General features: G+C 67.1%; 12 protein-coding genes and 2 pseudogenes. 12 read left to right on the top strand and 2 right to left on the bottom strand.

Annotated elements, in window-relative coordinates:
- The first annotated feature begins 35 nt into the window (after positions 1 to 35).
- Positions 36 to 1091, top strand: coding sequence for an NAD(P)H-dependent flavin oxidoreductase (locus tag NWE53_RS23360; protein ID WP_265051715.1), 1056 nt, complete (start codon positions 36 to 38; stop codon positions 1089 to 1091).
- 15 nt (positions 1092 to 1106) lie between these two features.
- Here NWE53_RS23360 and NWE53_RS23355 read toward each other — a convergent pair whose 3' ends face one another.
- Positions 1107 to 1751, bottom strand: coding sequence for a cupin domain-containing protein (locus tag NWE53_RS23355; protein WP_265051714.1), 645 nt, complete (start codon positions 1749 to 1751; stop codon positions 1107 to 1109).
- A 211-nt stretch (positions 1752 to 1962) separates the two neighbouring features.
- On the opposite strand from NWE53_RS23355, the gene NWE53_RS23350 reads away from it, so the two are divergent.
- The 9 genes and pseudogenes from NWE53_RS23350 (at position 1963) to NWE53_RS23310 (ending at position 12481) form a co-directional block, all read left to right on the top strand.
- A complete protein-coding gene (locus NWE53_RS23350) occupies positions 1963 to 3615 on the top strand; it encodes a peptide ABC transporter substrate-binding protein (RefSeq protein ID WP_442864888.1) in 1653 nt (550 codons plus the stop codon).
- Between the two features lie 22 nt (positions 3616 to 3637).
- Positions 3638 to 4588 (top strand): ABC transporter permease, encoded by a 951-nt coding sequence (locus tag NWE53_RS23345; protein ID WP_265051713.1) that lies wholly within the window; start codon positions 3638 to 3640, stop codon positions 4586 to 4588.
- A 4-nt stretch (positions 4589 to 4592) separates the two neighbouring features.
- Complete coding sequence (locus NWE53_RS23340; protein ID WP_265051712.1) at positions 4593 to 5480, top strand: ABC transporter permease; 888 nt, start codon at positions 4593 to 4595, stop codon at positions 5478 to 5480.
- 55 nt (positions 5481 to 5535) lie between these two features.
- Positions 5536 to 6864: an NAD(P)/FAD-dependent oxidoreductase gene (locus NWE53_RS23335; protein ID WP_265051711.1), complete on the top strand. Its 1329-nt coding sequence runs from the start codon at positions 5536 to 5538 to the stop codon at positions 6862 to 6864.
- 11 nt (positions 6865 to 6875) lie between these two features.
- A pseudogene (locus tag NWE53_RS23330) lies at positions 6876 to 7803 on the top strand (2-hydroxyacid dehydrogenase).
- A 366-nt stretch (positions 7804 to 8169) separates the two neighbouring features.
- Positions 8170 to 9912 carry an alkaline phosphatase gene (locus NWE53_RS23325; RefSeq protein WP_265051710.1) on the top strand — a complete coding sequence of 581 codons (1743 nt, stop codon included), beginning with the start codon at positions 8170 to 8172 and terminating at the stop codon, positions 9910 to 9912.
- Between the two features lie 133 nt (positions 9913 to 10045).
- Complete coding sequence (locus NWE53_RS23320; protein WP_265051709.1) at positions 10046 to 10507, top strand: hypothetical protein; 462 nt, start codon at positions 10046 to 10048, stop codon at positions 10505 to 10507.
- Positions 10485 to 11186: an ABC transporter ATP-binding protein gene (locus tag NWE53_RS23315; protein ID WP_265051708.1), complete on the top strand. Its 702-nt coding sequence runs from the start codon at positions 10485 to 10487 to the stop codon at positions 11184 to 11186. The genes NWE53_RS23320 and NWE53_RS23315 overlap by 23 nt, the downstream gene beginning before the upstream one ends.
- Positions 11183 to 12481, top strand: coding sequence for an ABC transporter permease (locus NWE53_RS23310; protein ID WP_265051707.1), 1299 nt, complete (start codon positions 11183 to 11185; stop codon positions 12479 to 12481). Before NWE53_RS23315 ends, NWE53_RS23310 begins: the two co-directional genes overlap by 4 nt.
- A 172-nt stretch (positions 12482 to 12653) precedes the next feature.
- On the opposite strand, the pseudogene NWE53_RS23305 reads toward NWE53_RS23310, so the two are convergent.
- Positions 12654 to 13813, bottom strand: a pseudogene (locus tag NWE53_RS23305) (IS30 family transposase).
- A gap of 260 nt (positions 13814 to 14073) precedes the next feature.
- Between NWE53_RS23305 and NWE53_RS23300 the strand changes: the two are divergent.
- Both NWE53_RS23300 and NWE53_RS23295 read left to right on the top strand, forming a co-directional pair.
- Entirely contained in the window at positions 14074 to 15006 is a 933-nt protein-coding gene (locus tag NWE53_RS23300; protein WP_265051706.1) for an acetamidase/formamidase family protein, read from the top strand.
- A 48-nt stretch (positions 15007 to 15054) separates the two neighbouring features.
- The gene (locus NWE53_RS23295; protein WP_265051705.1) at positions 15055 to 16329 is read left to right on the top strand and encodes a M20/M25/M40 family metallo-hydrolase; all 1275 of its coding nucleotides are present in this window, start codon (positions 15055 to 15057) and stop codon (positions 16327 to 16329) included.
- The last annotated feature ends 77 nt before the right edge of the window (positions 16330 to 16406 follow it).

Genomic DNA, 16406 nt, shown 5'->3' with positions numbered 1-16406 from the left:
CCCGACAATCGGCAGGAACCGCGAAAGGAAAGACGATGACCACATCATATCAATCCAGGCTGACTGCGCTTCTCGGCGTCGAGCTGCCGATCATCCAGGCGCCGATGGCGGGCGCGACGACGCCGGAGATGGTCATAGCCGTCAGCGAGGTGGGTGGGCTGGGCTCGCTGCCGAGCGCGCAATATGACGAGCGCGGCCTGCGGGCGGCATTGGACCGGGTCCGGGCGGGCACGTCGCGCCCGATCAACCTGAACTTCTTCTGCCACACCAACCCCGCCGACGACCCTGCGCGTCAGGCCGCATGGCTCTCGCAGCTCACCGGCTACTATGCCGAAGCCGGCCTCGATCCGGACATGCCGAAGGCGCCGGGCGGGAGAACACCGTTCGACGCGACGGGTGCGGCCGTCGTGGAGGACTATCGGCCGGAGGTGGTCAGCTTTCATTTCGGCCTGCCGCCGGCAGATCTGCTCGACAGGGTGAAGCGCACGGGTGCCGTGGTGATCGCCTCCGCCACCACGGTGGCCGAGGCGCGCTGGCTCGTCGAGCGCGGGGTCGACGCCGTCATCGCGATGGGCGCGGAAGCGGGTGGCCATCGGGGCAGCTTCCTGACTGACAGGATGTCCGAACAGATCGGAACCTTCGCGCTGGTCCCCCAGATCGTCGATGCCGTCTCGGTGCCGGTGATCGCCGCGGGCGGCATTTCCGACAGGCGCGGCGTCGAGGCCGCATTCGCGCTGGGGGCGGCGGGCGTGCAGGTCGGGACAGCCTATCTGGTGACGCCCGAGGCCAGCATATCCGACGTCCATCGGCAGGCGCTCGGCTCGCCCGACCGGCCGACAGCCGTCACGAATCTGTTCACGGGCCGGCCGGCGCGGGGCATCGTCAATCGCCTGATGTCCGAGCTTGGGCCGTTGTCGAAGGACGCCCCGGCTTTTCCGACCGCGGGCGGTGCGATCGGCCCGCTGCGCAGCGCGGCCGAGAAGGCCGGCAGCGATGATTTCAGCCCGATCTGGGCCGGCCAGTCCTTCCCCCTGGCGCAGCCCATGCTGGCTTCCGTCTTGACGAGGATACTGATGGGCGAGAGCGGTTGATATCCGCCTGCGATCTTAGCTGCCCCGCGACGGCGTGCCGGAATGCAAGGTCGTGACCCAGATCGCGCGGGCCACGGTCTGTTCGGGGTTGTCGAACATGTGGGGAACCGTGCTGGGGAAGCAGACGCTGTCGCCCGCATCCAGCACATGGGGTTCATGGTCGAGCCAGATCCGGATACGGCCTGCGAGAACGTAGACCGCCTTCTCTCCGACATGCTGGACGAAATCGGCACCCGACGACGCGCCGGGATTGAGCGTCAGCTCGTAGATCTCGAGCGCGCCGCCCTGGGCCGGCGTCAGCGATTCCTTGAGCACGCCGCTCGCCGTGAGGCGGAGGAGGCGTCGGTCGTTCCGGCGCACGACGTATCGCGACGACGGGTCGGGGGCATGCGGCTCGAAGAAATAGGAGATCGGCACGCCCAATGCGATGCTCAGCAGCCGCAGGCTCCTGATCGAGGGTGAGGCCAGCGCACGCTCGAGCTGGCTGATCATGCCGGTGGACAGGCCCGTGCGCTGCGAGACCTCCTGAATCGACAAGCCGGCGCGCTGGCGCAAAAGCCGGACCGTCTCGCCGAGCCGGTGCTCGGCGTCCTCGGGAACGACGATCGGCTCGTTGGTCACCTTGTCCAGGGAATCCGGTCCAGCATCATGCCTGCTCATCGATCGCCTCTCAGCATGTTTCCTGAAACGCCTAGCACAGCCGCTCGATCCCGAGATGACGGCGACGGAGTGCGTTGGCAAGATTGACAGGTTTTTTCAGCCATGTTGAAGTCAGCATAACAAAAGTTAGAGGGATTGAAATTCCGTTCGCAGGAAACGTGTCAAACACGTTGCGAAGTGCGGGAACCGGGTTCGCAGGAGGAGGCACATCATGTCTGACGGATATTCTGGAGTCACGGCCCCGACGCGCCGCGGCGCTCTGGCGATGGGCATGGGGCTGGCGGCGGGCATCAGCGTGCCCTTGCCGCTGCGAGCCGCGCAGCCACCGTCCGAGCCGAAGGGCCAGGTCGTCGCCGGCCTGTCGCAGGAGCCGACGGTCTTCCATCCGCTGATGCCCGGCATCGAGGTCGATCAGGGCGTCTGGTGGCAGCTTTTCAGCACGCTCTGGTACATCGACCCTGAAGGCCGCTTCCAGGCCGACCTCGCCAAGGAGGTTCCCACCGTCGAGAATGGCGGGCTTTCCGCCGACGGCCTGACCTGGAAGGTCAAGCTGCGCAACGACGCCAAATGGCATGACGGCACGCCCTTCACGGCCGAGGACGTCAAGTTCAGCATCGACCTCGTCAACAACACCGCCTTCCGCGCCCGCAACCGGGTCGGGCACAGCCTCGTCCACGACATCAAGGTGGTGGCTCCCGACGAGATCCACTGGCGCATGGAGAGCGCCTATTCGCCCTATATGTCGATCCTGTCGCTGTTCTTCATCGTGCCCAGGCACGCGCTGGAGAAGGCGTCCGACCCCAATGCCTCGCCCTTCAACAATGCGCCGATCGGGACCGGCCCGTTCCGCTGGGGCGAGAGGGTGCCGGGCGATCACATCCAGCTCCTCGCCAACAAGAGCTATCACGGGCGCGGCCCGTTCCTGGAGCGGATCGTCTTCAAATACGTCCCCGATCTGACCGTGCTCTACACCCAGTTCCGCACCGGCCAGATCGACTACACCGGCATCCAGGGCGTGCTGCCGAACTTCGTCAAGGAGGCGAAGACCCTGCCGGGCCGCAAGATCACGGTCTCGCCGATGGCATCGATCGAGCATATCGCGCCCAATCTCGAATTCGGCCCGCTCGCCGACCGGGCGGTGCGGGAGGCGCTTTATCTCGGCATCAACAAGAAGGGGTTGATCGACGCGCTCAACTACGGGCTGCCGATGCCGACGGAATCCTTCGTGCCGCAACAGGCCTGGTCCTTCACCAAGGACCTGCCGGCCCATGCCTATGATCCCGCCAAGGCCAACGCCATCCTCGATGCCGCCGGCTGGAAGCGCGGCTCCGGCGGCATCCGCGAGAAGAGCGGCGTCCGGCTGGAATTCGCCAACTCGACCACCAGCGGCAACGCCGTGCGCGAGCAGACGCAGCAGCTCCTGATGCAGGACTGGAAGGCGATCGGTGCCTCGCTGCGCATCAACAACATGCCGGCCGCCGTGATCTGGGGCGACTTCTGGCAGCAGTCGAAATTCCAGTCGGTCATCGTCGGCGTCAACTTCATGCTGGGCAGCGACCCCGACGTGACGCCGCGCTTCGGCTCCAGCGCGATCCCGGCCAAGGGCGGGCGCGGCTACAACACCTACCAGTACCAGAACAAGGAGGCCGACCGGCTGCTGGCCCAAGGCGCGGCGCAGTTCGACCTCGCCGAGCGCAAGGCGACCTATGGCGCGCTGCAGAAACTGATCCGCGACGATCTCGCCATCCTGCCGCTGTTCCAGTCGGTGATCGCCGAAGGCACCAAGGACGGGCTGCAGGGCTTCGCGCCCAACATCAACACCTCGTCCAATTGCTGGAACATGCGGGAGTGGTACTGGGCCTGAGCGCCGGACGGGTCGCGCTGCGATGGTTCCCTATCTCATTCGCCGGCTTGGGCAGGCGCTGGTGCTCCTGCTCATCGTCTCGATGCTCGGCTTCGCCATCCTGCATCTGGCGCCGGGCGGCCCGCTGTCGCAGTTCGCGCTGTCGTCGCAGATGTCGCCCGAGGACATCGCGCGGATCTCGCGCCAGCTCGGCCTGGACCGGCCCTTGCCGGTCCAGTACGCCGACTGGCTCTGGCGCATGCTGCAGGGAGATTGGGGCACGTCCTATCGCGACGGCGGGGCCGTGCTTGTCACCATAGGCTCGCATCTGCGGGCCACCTTCGAGCTGATGGCGACGGCAACGCTGATCGCCTGCCTGCTCGGCTGCTGGATCGGCATCCTCGGTGCGATCCGCCGCTATTCGCTGTTCGACACGCTCGCGACCGTCGGCGCGATGATCGCGCTCTCGATACCCACCTTCTGGTTCGGGCTGGTCACGATCTACGTCTTCTCGGTCACGCTCGGCTGGCTGCCGGCCGGCAACCGCCACACGGTCGGCGACGACTCCGTGCTCGACCTGCTGCATCACCTGATCGCGCCGGCGCTGGTTCTGGCTCTCGTCGAGATGGCGATCTGGGCGCGCTTCATGCGCTCCTCCATGCTCGACGTGATCGGCCAGGACTACATCCGCACGGCGCGGGCCAAGGGCCTGCCGGAGTGGAACGTGCTGTCGCGGCACGCGCTGCGCAACGCGCTGCTGCCGATGATCACCGTCGCCGGCCTGCAATTCCCGACCCTGCTCGGCGGCGCGCTGGTCGCGGAAACCGTATTCACCTGGCCCGGCATGGGCCGGCTCTTCCTCGATTCCATCGCCTATCGCGACTATCCCGTCGTGATGGGCATCCTGATGCTCTCGGCCGCGATGGTGATGCTCGGCTCGCTGCTCGCCGACCTGCTCTACGCGCTGGTCGATCCACGGATCAGGATGGAGTGAGGCCATGAGCGCACAAGCCGCATCCGTCTCGCTCGAACCCGTGGCCGCCTCGACCGGAAACACCGCCTGGCGCCGCTTCCGCCGGCATCGGCTCGCCATGGCCGGCTCCGTGACGATCCTCATCCTGGCGCTTGGCTCCGTCGTCGGGCCCTATCTCCTGCCATTCGACGACACCTATATCGACATCATGCAGCGCTTCGCGCCGCCGTTCTCCGGCGTCCATGTGCTGGGAACGGACGAGCTCGGCCGCGATATCCTCGCCCGGCTGATGATGGGCGGGCGCATCTCGCTGGCGATCGGCTTCCTCGCCATGGCCGTGGCGATGGCGATCGGCATCGCGGTCGGCGTGATCGCGGGCTTCTACGGCGGCTGGCTCGGCGCGGTGCTGATGCGCTTCGTCGATGCGGTTCTGTGCTTCCCGGCGATCTTCCTGCTGCTGGCGCTGGCCGCACTTACCGAACCCGGCATTCTGGCCACCACGCTGCTGATCGCCGCGACGTCCTGGATGAATGTCGCGCGCATCGTCGAGGCGCAGATCCGCTCCCTGCGCGAGCGCGACTTCGCAGCCGCGGCCCGCGCCGTGGGAGCCAGCGATTTCTACATCATGTTCCGGAGCCTTTTGCCCAACGCGATGGCGCCGATCGTGGTGGCGGCTACGCTCAACGTCGCGAAGGCGATCCTGCTCGAATCCTACATCAGCTTCCTCGGCTATGGCATCCAGCCGCCGGCCTCGAGCTGGGGCAACATGCTCAACAACGCCCAGATCTACCTGACGAGCGCGCCCTGGCTTGCGCTCCTCCCCGGCATCGCGATCACGCTCGCGGTGACCAGCTTCAACTTCATCGGCGACGGCCTGCGCGATGCGCTCGATCCGCGCATGGACATCAACTGACGCCACCCCTTCCCGCCGCCTCGGCTACCCACTCCATTCCTCAGGAGCACCGTCCATGTCCCCGCCGGTCAACCGCATTCCCAGCGACGAGCGCCTGCCGGAGGCCGTCGACGTGGTGGTCATCGGGGGCGGCGTGATCGGCGTATCCAGCGCCTATCATCTCGCCCGCAAGGGTTTGTCGGTCGCGCTGGTCGAGAAAGGGCATGTCGCGGGCGAGCAGTCGAGCCGCAACTGGGGCTGGTGCCGCCAGCAGGGCCGCGCCCGGGCCGAGATTCCGCTTGCGCGCGAAGCTCTGCGCCTCTGGGAAGAGCTGCAGGAAGAGGCCGGGGCCGATACCGGCTTTCGGCGCACCGGCGTGCTCTTCCTGACCAAGGACCCCAAGGAAGCCGCCGATTGGGAACGCTGGGCCGTGATCGCGCGCGAGCTTCAGGTCCACTCCACCTTGCTGAGCCCGGCCGAGGTCGCAGAGAGGCTGCCCGGCAATTCGCAGAAGTGGGTGGCCGGCCTGCATACGCCGAGCGACGGGCGGGCGGAGCCTTCGATGGCCGTGCCGGCGCTCGCCCTGGCAGCACGCAAGCGGGGCGTCACCATCCATCAGGGCTGCGCAGCGCGCGGCCTAGAGACGACGGCCGGTGCCGTCAGCGCAGTCGTGACCGAGAAGGGCACGATCCGCACCCAGGCCGTGCTGCTGGCGGGCGGCGCCTGGTCCTCGCTGTTCTGCCGGCGCCACGGAATCGACCTGCCGATCGGACTGGTCGACGCCACCGCCTGCCGCACCACGCCGGCGCCCGAGATCACCGCCGGGGCGCTGGGCACCACCGAATATTGCGTCCGCCGCCGGCTCGACGGCGGCTTCACGCTGGCGCTGCGCGGGCGCGGCACGGTCAACCTGACACCCGACATCCTGCGCTACGCCAAGATGTTCTGGCCGACCTTCAAGCAACGCCGGGCCGGGCTGAAGCTGCGGCTGGGAGCGGATTTCTTCAAGCAGCTTTTCGGCAGCGCCAACTGGCAGTTCGATCAGCCCTCCCCGTTCGAGGCAGTGCGCGTGCAGGACCCCGCGCCCGACATGGAGCTGGTCAATTCGGCGCTGGCCGCGCTGATCGCCGGCAACCCCGCGCTCAAGGACATCCGCATCGCCGAGGCCTGGGGCGGGACGATCGATTCCACGCCCGATACCGTGCCGGTGATCTCGCCGGTCGCCAGCCTGAAGGGCTTCTTCCTCGCCACCGGCTTCTCGGGCCATGGCTTCGGCATCGGCCCGGCCGCCGGCAAGCTCGCAGCCGATGTCGTGCGCGGTGACCCGTCCTTCGTCGATCCCGCCGCCTATAGCTACGAGCGGCTGGTCGACGGGCGGCCGCTGGCGCCGGTCGGGCTGTTCTAGGGAGCGCCGCCGTGACCATCCTCTACAAGGCGAGCGCCGAGCGGGCGGACCAATGGGCCGCGGCCTTCGCCCGACAGGCGCCCGAGACGCCCTTCCGGATCTGGCCGGATATCGGCGATCCGCTGGCCATCGAATAACCTCCTGCTCTGGCAGCCGCCGGAGCGGATCGCCGAGACCTTCCCGAACCTCAAGATGGTCTTCTCGGTAGGTGCCGGCATCGATCAGCTCGATTTCAGCAAATTGCCGCCCGAATTGCCGGTCGTGCGCATGCTTGAGCCAGGCATCGCCGAAAGCATGGCCGAATTCGTTTGCATGGCCACGCTGATGCTTCACCGCAACATGGTCGATTTCATCGACCAGCAGCGCCAGCGGCATTGGCGAGAGATCCAGGTCCGTCCCCCCGCAGGTCGGCGTGTCGGCATTCTGGGGCTGGGACAGCTCGGCCAGGCGAGCCTGGCGAAGCTGCGTTCCTTCGGTTTTCCCTTGTCGGGCTGGAACCGCTCACCGCGGCAGATCGAGGGTGTCACCTGCTTTACCGGCGCAGCAGAACTCCCCGCCTTCCTGGCGCAGACGGATATCCTGATCTGCCTGCTGCCGCTGATCGAGGCCACGCAAGGCATCCTCGATGCACGGTTGTTCTCGCAGCTGCCGCGCGGGGCGGGCCTGATCAATGTCGGGCGAGGCGGGCATCTCGTCGAAACCGACCTGCTGGACGCATTGGATACAGGACAGCTTTCGGGCGCGATGATCGATGTGCTCGAAAGCGAGCCCCCGGCGCCGGATCATCCGTTCTGGAACCACCCGCGCATCGTGATGACACCTCACATCGCCAGCATGACGCGCCCGGAAAGCGGCGCCGCCTTTGTGCTCGAGACGATCGAGCGCCACCGCAAAGGGCTCCCCATCGAGGGGCTCGTCCCGCGCGGTCGGGAATACTGACCGCGACGGCGGCGCCGCCTGCCGAGCCGCTCAGGGCGCGCTTCACGCATCCCCTTTCATCCTTCGATTGTCGATGAAAGGGAGAAGGCTCCACTTGGCGAGCCGGCGGCAGGAAACGCGACCGGACCGGCTGCTCGTCGTTGCAAGGCATCTCCGAGCCGCGCCGGCCATTCTCCGCTAGCCGGTCGTCTCTTCTTCATAGACAGCAACTCGCGAAGCGCCGCCGAGAGGCGGCCCTTCGGCATGTCTGACGATCCGTTCCAAGGTCCCGAAGTCGCGCCGGGTCCGGACGGGTTTGATGAAACTGTCATGTTCCGGTCTTAGGCGAAGGCCACCGGCACGAGCCCTTTCCGGCGGAGAACGACAATGCGCGCATATCACTGGTTGGCGGCGGTCCTGGCGGCAGGCGTGGCGGGGGGATCCGCCACCGCACAGACGATCTATCCGATCGACCGTGCCGAGATCCTCGAAGGCTCGCGGTTCGACTTCAAGGTCGAGTTCCCGAATGCGCCGACCTCGGGCGACGTGAACGTCACCATCAACGGCAAGCCCGCCGCCGAGGCCTTCGGACGGCCGACGAACTTCATCCAGAGCGAGGAAGGCCAGAAGCATTCGGCGCTGTGGCTGCGCGGCGCTTCGCTCCCGGCCGGCCGCTACGTGGTGGAAGCCACCCAAGGCGGCAACAAGTCGACCGTGAACTGGGACGTCTTCGCGACGGCGACGCCGCGCCGCGCCAAGAACGTCATCCTCTTCATCGGCGACGGCATGACGGTCGCCAACCGCACGGCGGCCCGCATCCTCTCCAAGGGCTGGAAGGAAGGCAAATATGACGGCGAGCTCGCCATGGACGACATGTCCAACATGGCGCTGATCTCGACCTCCGGCACAGACTCGATCGTTACCGACAGCGCCAATGCCGCGCATGCCTACACCACCGGCCACAAATCCTGCGTGAACGCGCTCGGCGTCTACTGCGCCAAGAACGCGCTCACCCTCGACCATCCGAAGGTCGAGACCATCGCAGAGCTGGTGAAGCGCAAGACCGGCATGGCTGTCGGCGTCGTCACCAACTCCGAGATCGAGGATGCGACCCCGGCCTCGATGGTCGCCCACACCCGCCGCCGCTCGGACTTCAACGACATCGTCGAGATGTTCTATGCGGTGAAGCCGGACGTGATTATGGGTGGCGGCTCGCCGAACTTCCTGAGCAAGGCCACCCCCGGCTCGAAGCGCACGGACGAGCAGGACTTCATCGCCAAGTTCAAGGAGGCCGGCTACACGCTCGCCACCACGAAGACCGAGATGAACGCGGCGGTCGCCGCCGGCTCGAAGAAGCTGCTCGGCCTCTACAACACCGGCAACATCGACGGCGCCTTCGACCTGCGTCTCGCCAAGAAGGGCTCGATCTCCAAGTTCCCGGACCAGCCGGATGTCGTCGAGCAGACCAGGGCCGCGCTCGACATGCTCAAGGGCAATCCCGAGGGCTTCCTGCTGATGGTCGAGTCCGCCCGCATCGACAAGTACAGCCACTCGCTCGACTGGGAGCGCTCGGTGTTCGACACGATCATGCTCGACAACGCAGTCAAGGTCGCGAAGGACTTCGCCGGCGACCGCAACGACACGCTGATCATTGTCGTCCCCGACCACGCCCATCCGATGTCGATCATCGGCACCTATGACGACGATCGTCCGGGCCAGCTGCTGCGCGACAAGCTCGGCGTCTACAACGAGTCGACCCCGCCGAATTACGGCCCGGTCGACGTCGAGGGCTACCCCACCAAGGTCGACACCTCGCGCCGTCTCGCCGTCGTCTACGGCTCCTATCCCGACACCTGCGACACCGGCCGCCCCAACATGGGCGGCGAGCGCGTTCCGGCCGTGAAGGGCCCCGACGGCAAGACCAACATCGCCAACGAGAAGGACTGCACGGGCCCGCTGGTGGCGCGCAAGGTCGGCAACCTTCCGTTCGATGCCAATAACGGCGTCCATGCGGCCGACGACGTCATCCTGACAGCGATGGGCCCCGGCGCCGAGCGCTTCCGCGGCCACAAGCCGAACACCTTCGTGTTCCGCGTCATGACCGAAGCGCTGGCGCTCGGCGGCAAGTGAGCCGATGATCGGGGCAACGGAGGCATCGATGCGCCGACAGGCCCCCGTGGAGGATTTCAGCGTTTCTTCGAAGCGCGAAAATCCTCCAACTTCTTGCCTCCCCGCATTTTCTTCACGCGAACCGGCATCCACTTTGCTTGAAAATGCTCTGGCGACCATCACCCGCCGCGGAGCCGTGCTCGGCCTCGCGGCGGCGAGCCTTTTCGACCGCGCCGCCGCGGCCGATGTCGAGACGATCGCCTTCGACAGCCTCTACAAATCCTTCGGCGTGCTCGGCTTCGAATTCTCCGACAGGGTGACGGTGCTGCGCGGCAAGCCCGTGCGCATGGTCGGCTACATGGCGCCGCCGCTGAAGCCGGAAAGCCGTTTCTTCGTGCTGACGCGCGAGCCGCTCGCCATCTGCCCCTTCTGCCAGTCCGATGCCGACTGGCCGGTCGACATCGTCGTCGTGTTCATGAAGAACGAGACGGCGATGGTCAGCGCCGGCCGCAAGGTGGTGGTGGCCGGTCGGCTCGAGATCGGTTCCGCGACCGATGCCGATACCGGCTTCGTCAGCCAGATCAGGATTGCCGATGCCGGCTTCTCCCTCGCCTGAAGCGAGCGGGCGGCGGCTCGTTCTCAGCGATATCGCGCTCGACCATCGCGACGGCGATGGTCAGGTCTTCCGCGCTCTCGACGTTCCCACGCTGGTCCTGGAGCACGGCACAGCGCTTGGCGTCAGCGGGCCCTCCGGCTGCGGCAAGAGCACTCTACTCCATCTGATCGCCGGCCTCCTGCGGCCGAGCGCCGGTTCGATCCGCTGGGGCGAAACCGAAATCTCCGCCCTGCCCGAGGCCCGGCGCGACCACTGGCGCCGGCAGAACCTCGGCTTCGTCTTCCAGGATTTCCATCTGGTGCCGGAGCTCGATGTCGCCGGCAATATCGCCTTGCCGGCGAGCTTCTCCTCCTGGCGGCTGAGTTCCTCCGGCCGTGACCGCGCCCTTGCACTGGCGTCCCGCGTGGGACTGAAGGATCCCCATCGCAGGGCGGCGGTTCTGTCACGCGGCGAGCAGCAGCGCGTCGCGATCGCGCGTGCGCTCTTCAAACAGCCGCGCCTGATCCTGGCCGACGAGCCGACGGCCAGCCTCGACGCCGATCATGCCGATGGCGTCTCCGAACTGCTCGTCGAGGCCGCCGAGCAAACCGGCGCAACCCTCATCTGCGCTTCGCATGATCCGCGCCTGCTCGCACGGATGACGCGCCGGATCGATCTCAGCGCGGGACATGCGGTATGAATCCCTGGCCGATGATTCTGGCCGATCTGCGGGCGCTGCGCTGGACGGCGCCGGCGATCGTGCTGCTCGTCGCTCTCGCGATCGCGACCGGGATCGCGATCGGCGCGCAGGAGCGGGCGCTGCGGCAGGGTTCGGCCAGGGCCGCCGACGATTTCGATCTGCTCATCGGCGCGCCGGGCAGCCAGACGCAACTCCTGATGTCCGCGGTCTACCTGCAGCTCGAAGCGCTGCCGCTGGTCGACGGCCGGGTCCTCAAGGCACTCGCGCAGGATGAGCGGGTCGGGAATTTCGCGCCGGTCGCCTTCGGCGATGTCAGCCGCGGCTATCCGGTCATCGGCACGACCACCGGTTTCGCCGGCCGCTGGGGCCGGGTCCAGCCAAGCGAGGGTCGGCTCTTCGCGGCAGAGGGCGAAGCCGTGCTCGGCGCCGACGTCGTCTACGGGCTGGGCGATACGATCGCGCCCTCTCACGGCGTCGCGGGCCATGCGCCCAAGCCCGGCCAGGTCGATGAGGAAGAGCTCGGCCACAAGCATGAAGGCCATGGCTACACGGCCGTCGGCCGGCTGCCGCGCCTCGGCTCTCCCTGGGACCGCGCCATCCTCGTGCCGATCGAAAGCGTCTGGGACATCCACGGCCTCGGCAACGGCCATGCCGAAGAAGCGCGCAGCGATTCTCCGTTCTGGCGTACGGGATCGAGCGTGGGCGACAGCCGCCGCCCCGAGGAAGCACGGATCGGCCCGCCCTTCGACGGCAAGCGCGTGCCGGGCGTGCCGGCGATCGTGGTGAAGCCCAAGAGCGTCGCCGGCGCCTATGCGCTGCGCGCGCAGTACCGGCAGGGCGGAACCATGGCCTTTTTCCCGGCCGAGGTTCTCGTCTCGCTCTACGGGGCGCTCGGGGACATGCGGGACATCCTCGTCGTCGCCTCGGCCTCCAACGCCGTGCTGATCCTGGCGAGCGTGGTGCTCCTGCTGATCGCCGTGAACGGGCTGCGCCGTCGGCGCTACGCGACGCTGAGAGCGCTCGGCGCGCCGCGATCCTATGTGCTGCTGGTGACCTGGATCGGCACGATCGTCCTGATCGCCACCGGCTGCCTCGCCGGGCTGCTGCTGGGTGTGATCGCGACCCATGCGATCTCCGGCATCGTCTCGGCCCGCACCGGGCTTTCGCTCTCCCCCGCCATCGGAGCGGGCGAGCTGGCTCAGGCGGGCCTGCTCTGTCTCGTCGGAAGTCTGCTGGCGCTGCTGCCCGCGCTGATTTCCTACCGCAGCCCGATCATCCAGGGCCTGAGAGACTGAGACGCCCGGAGGCCCCGTTTCGGCCCGGGCTTCTCGTTTGTGGTCACATATGGAGCGGGCGCGTGACGGTCCTGACACCACGTGATCGGCTGGGGCGCCCGCCTCATGTCTATCTGCGCCACATCCTGCCGAACATCCTGAGCGTGCTGATCGTCCAGTTTACCCGGCGGGCTCAACTGATCGCCGCAACACACTCGGCGAACCTCTCGGCTGGGGTTTGATAGAGCAAGGTCTTTCTGGGCCGTTCGTTGAGCTGACGGGCGATGGCGCTGAGCTGGGCCTGGCTTTGCAGGGACAGGTCGGTTCCGTGGGGAAGATACTGGCGCAGGAGCCGGTTGGTGTTCTCGTTCGAGCCACGTTGCCAGGGTGACCTGGGATCGCAGAAGTAGACCTCGACGTTCGAAGCGAGGGCCAGCCGCTTGTGGTCGGCCAACTCCTTGCCTCGGTCCCAGGTCAGGGACTGATAGAGTTCGCCGGGCAGTTTCTTCGACTGTTTGATCAGGGCGGTGATGACGCTCCCGGTGTCTTTGTTGGCGACCTTGACCAGCATCACGTAGCGCGAATGCCGCTCGACCAGCGTGGCGACGTAGCTGTTCCGGGAGCCGCCGATCAGGTCGCCTTCCCAGTGACCAGGGACCGCACGATCCTCGACGGAGGCCGGCCTTTCGCTGATGGAGACGGCGTCCCTGATCTGGCCCAGGCCGTTCCGCTTCAGGCTGGCGTGCCGGGAGCGGCGGATCGTTCGCCGGGCCCTCAGGTGGTCCAGCAGTTCCTTCTTCAGCACCCCACGGGTCTGGATGAACAGGCTGCGGTAGATCGTCTCGTGCGACACTTGATTGTGTGGCTCCCGGGGGCAGGTGCGCTTGAGCCAGCCGGCGATCTGCTCGGGCGACCAGTTCCGCTGCAGCTTGCCGGATACTGTCCGGGCCAGACCGGGTCGGCAAGCCAGCTTGCACGGCTTGGGACGCAAGGCCCGGTCCCAGGCCGCCTGATCGGAGCGCGCCGCGCGGTAGCGATCCGGCCCGCCGTTGCGCTGAACCTCGCGACTGACCGTGGACGGTGATCGGCCCAATTGCCGAGCGATCACGCGCAGCGACCGGCGGGTGCTGAGCCCTCGGGAGATTTCCTCCCGCTCGCTGAGAGTGAGCGCCCGCGGCGCCCGCCGCCGGTCTGGAGGCCGAATGCCGCCCGTCGGCGAAAGCACCGAGAACACCGAAGAGGACCCCGATCGAACCGCCGCCCAATCGAACTCATCGACTCGCCGGCCTTCCAGCGATCCCAGATCTCAGCCCGCTGGGCCGCCGAATAGTAGATCCGCCGCCGCTGCATCATCACCCACGCTCCATCTCCAAAGGAAAAGTAGCGTGTTGCGATTACCGATTGAGACCACCCCTGAATTCCGGCAGGTGATCCTGCTGGCGACTCGACCTGCCCTGCAATCGCGCTGATCGACAGGGCGCGAGCCTGATGCAGAGCGCCCCCTCGCCGGCCAGCGCTTCTCACGCGAGGGGCGAGCCCCTACGGTCCGATGCCCGAGCGGACCTGCATCGCCTCGCTCCGCATCGGCAAAACCCCGGCTCTGGAAGGCTTTCATGGCGCGCCATCACTTCGTTCCGACAAGCTATTCGAACGTGATCGGCACGCTGCCGCCGGTGCTGGAGATAGCCGGAGGCGACAGCGTCGTCACCACAACGCTCGATGCCGCCGGCTTCGGCGGCGACGGCGTGCAGCATGCGCCGCGCGGCAACCCGATGACCGGCCCGTTCTTCGTCACCGGGGCCGAGCCCGGCGATGCGCTGCTCGTCACCATCGAGCGGATGACGCCGAACCGGAAGACCGGCTGGACCTATTCGCCGCTTGCACCGGCCGTGCTCGACCCGTCGATCCTGGCCGAGCTGCCGAAGCGCGAGCGCCATGAATGGGCAATCGACGCTGCTGCCGGCACGGTGAAGCTGCTGGAGCCCTCCGCGCGCATCAAGGATTGGAGCTTTCCGCTGGCGCCGATGCTCGGTTGCTTCGGCGTGGCGCCGGAGCGCGGCCAGGCGATCTCGACCGCGACCAGCGGCACCTATGGCGGCAATATGGACTACCGGCTGTTCGGCCCAGGGGCGACCATCGCCTTCCCGGTCTTCGAGGCCGGCGCGCTGTTTTTCCTCGGCGACGGCCATGCCTGCCAGGGCGATGGCGAGATCGCCGGCACCGGCGTCGAGACCAGCTTCGAGGTCGAGTTCTCGGTGAAGCTCGTGAAGAAGCTCGGCCTGCGCTGGCCGCGCTGCGAAACCGCGACCGACCTGCTGGTGATCGCCAGCGGACGCCCGCTCGACCAGCCCTTGCAATTCGCCACCACGGAGATGCTGCGCTGGGTCGGCGAGGATCTCGGTGTCGATCCGGTCGAGGCGAGCCATCTGCTCGGGCAGGCCGTGCGCTACGACATCGCCAACGTCTTCAACCCGGCCTATTGCGTCGCCGCCCGGCTGGAGAAGACGGAGTTGACGCGCCCGATGTCGCTGCTCGCCCGCGCCTGAACCTCATCCCCCTCCCCGCTATTGCTCCGCTACGAAGAAGATCGAGTCATGTCCAAGGATACCGCCGCCCTGAAGGCCGAGCTGCTTCAGGCGATCGACGACCGTCGCGACGAAATCGTCGAGTTGCTGCGCCGCTTCCTGCGCATCAAGAGCGTCAACCCGCCCGGCGACACCCGCGAGGCCGCGGACTTCGTTCGCGAACTGCTCGATGCCGCCCGCGTGCCGCATCGCACCGAGGCCTTCGTGCCGGAGATGCCGAACATCATCGGCCGCTGGGAAACGGGCAATCCCGGCCGCCATCTCATCCTCAACGGCCATATGGACATCTTCCCGGTCACCAACGAGAAGCTCTGGGAAGCCGGGATCGTCGACGGCAAGATCATGGGCCGCGGCGCGTCCGACATGAAGACCGGCACGCTCGCCTCGATCCTGGCCTATTGCCAGCTCTACCCTCACCGCGAAAAGCTCAACGGCGCGCTGTCGCTGACCGTGGTCTCGGACGAGCAGTCGGGCGGGCGCTACGGCACCAAGTTCCTCTTCGATGAATTCGGCGAAGAGATGGAGGCAGATTGCTGCCTCAACGGCGAGCCGAGCGGCCTCGCCAATCTGCGCTTCACCGAGAAGGGCACGCTGCGTTTCTCGCTCTCGGCCAAGAGCATCGGCGGGCATGGCGGCTACGCCCACAGGGCGCGCAATCCGATTGCCGACGTCAGCCGGCTCGTGACCGTGATCTACGACCGCTATCACCTGAAGCTCGCGACGCTGCCGCCGGAGATCGATGCGGTTCTGACCTCGCCCGAGACGATCGCAGCGGCCGACCTCAACCTCGGCAAGGGCGCGGGCGATGTCGCCCGGCGCATCACCGTCAATGTCGGCATCCTCCAAGGCGGCCAGAAGGCGACGCAGATCCCGACGCATTGCATCGCCCATCTCGACATGCGCATTCCGATCGGCTCCGACCGCGACGCGATCCGCGCCGATCTCGAAGCGCTCGCCCGCGAGGCCGATTGCGAGATGGTCGTCAACGAGGACCACAGCTATCCGGCGAGCCTGACCGACCCGTTCGGCGAGATGGCCAACATCCTGCGCGGCAATATCCGCGAGCTGCTCGGGCATGACGCGCCGCCGGTGTCGAGCCTGGGCGGCACCGATACGCGCTACTGGCGCTGGCGCGGCGTCCCCGCCCTGATCTGCGGCCCCTCGCCGATCAGCATGGGCACCGACGAGGAGCACGTCACCATCGACGAGGCGATCGCGGTGATGAAGCTGCACGTCGGCTGCGCGGTCGATTATCTCAGCTCGACCGGGCCGGCGGGGAAGTAAACGCCGCCGAACCTATAGCTTGCTGGGCTTTGACGGAAACACGCCGTCATTCCGGGGCTTCGCGTCAGCGAAGAGCC

The sequence above is a fragment of the Bosea sp. NBC_00550 genome, assembly GCF_026020075.1.
Taxonomy (GTDB): domain Bacteria; phylum Pseudomonadota; class Alphaproteobacteria; order Rhizobiales; family Beijerinckiaceae; genus Allobosea.
Note: the sequence above shows the minus strand (reverse complement) of the source record. Positions and strands in the feature narration are given on the sequence as shown.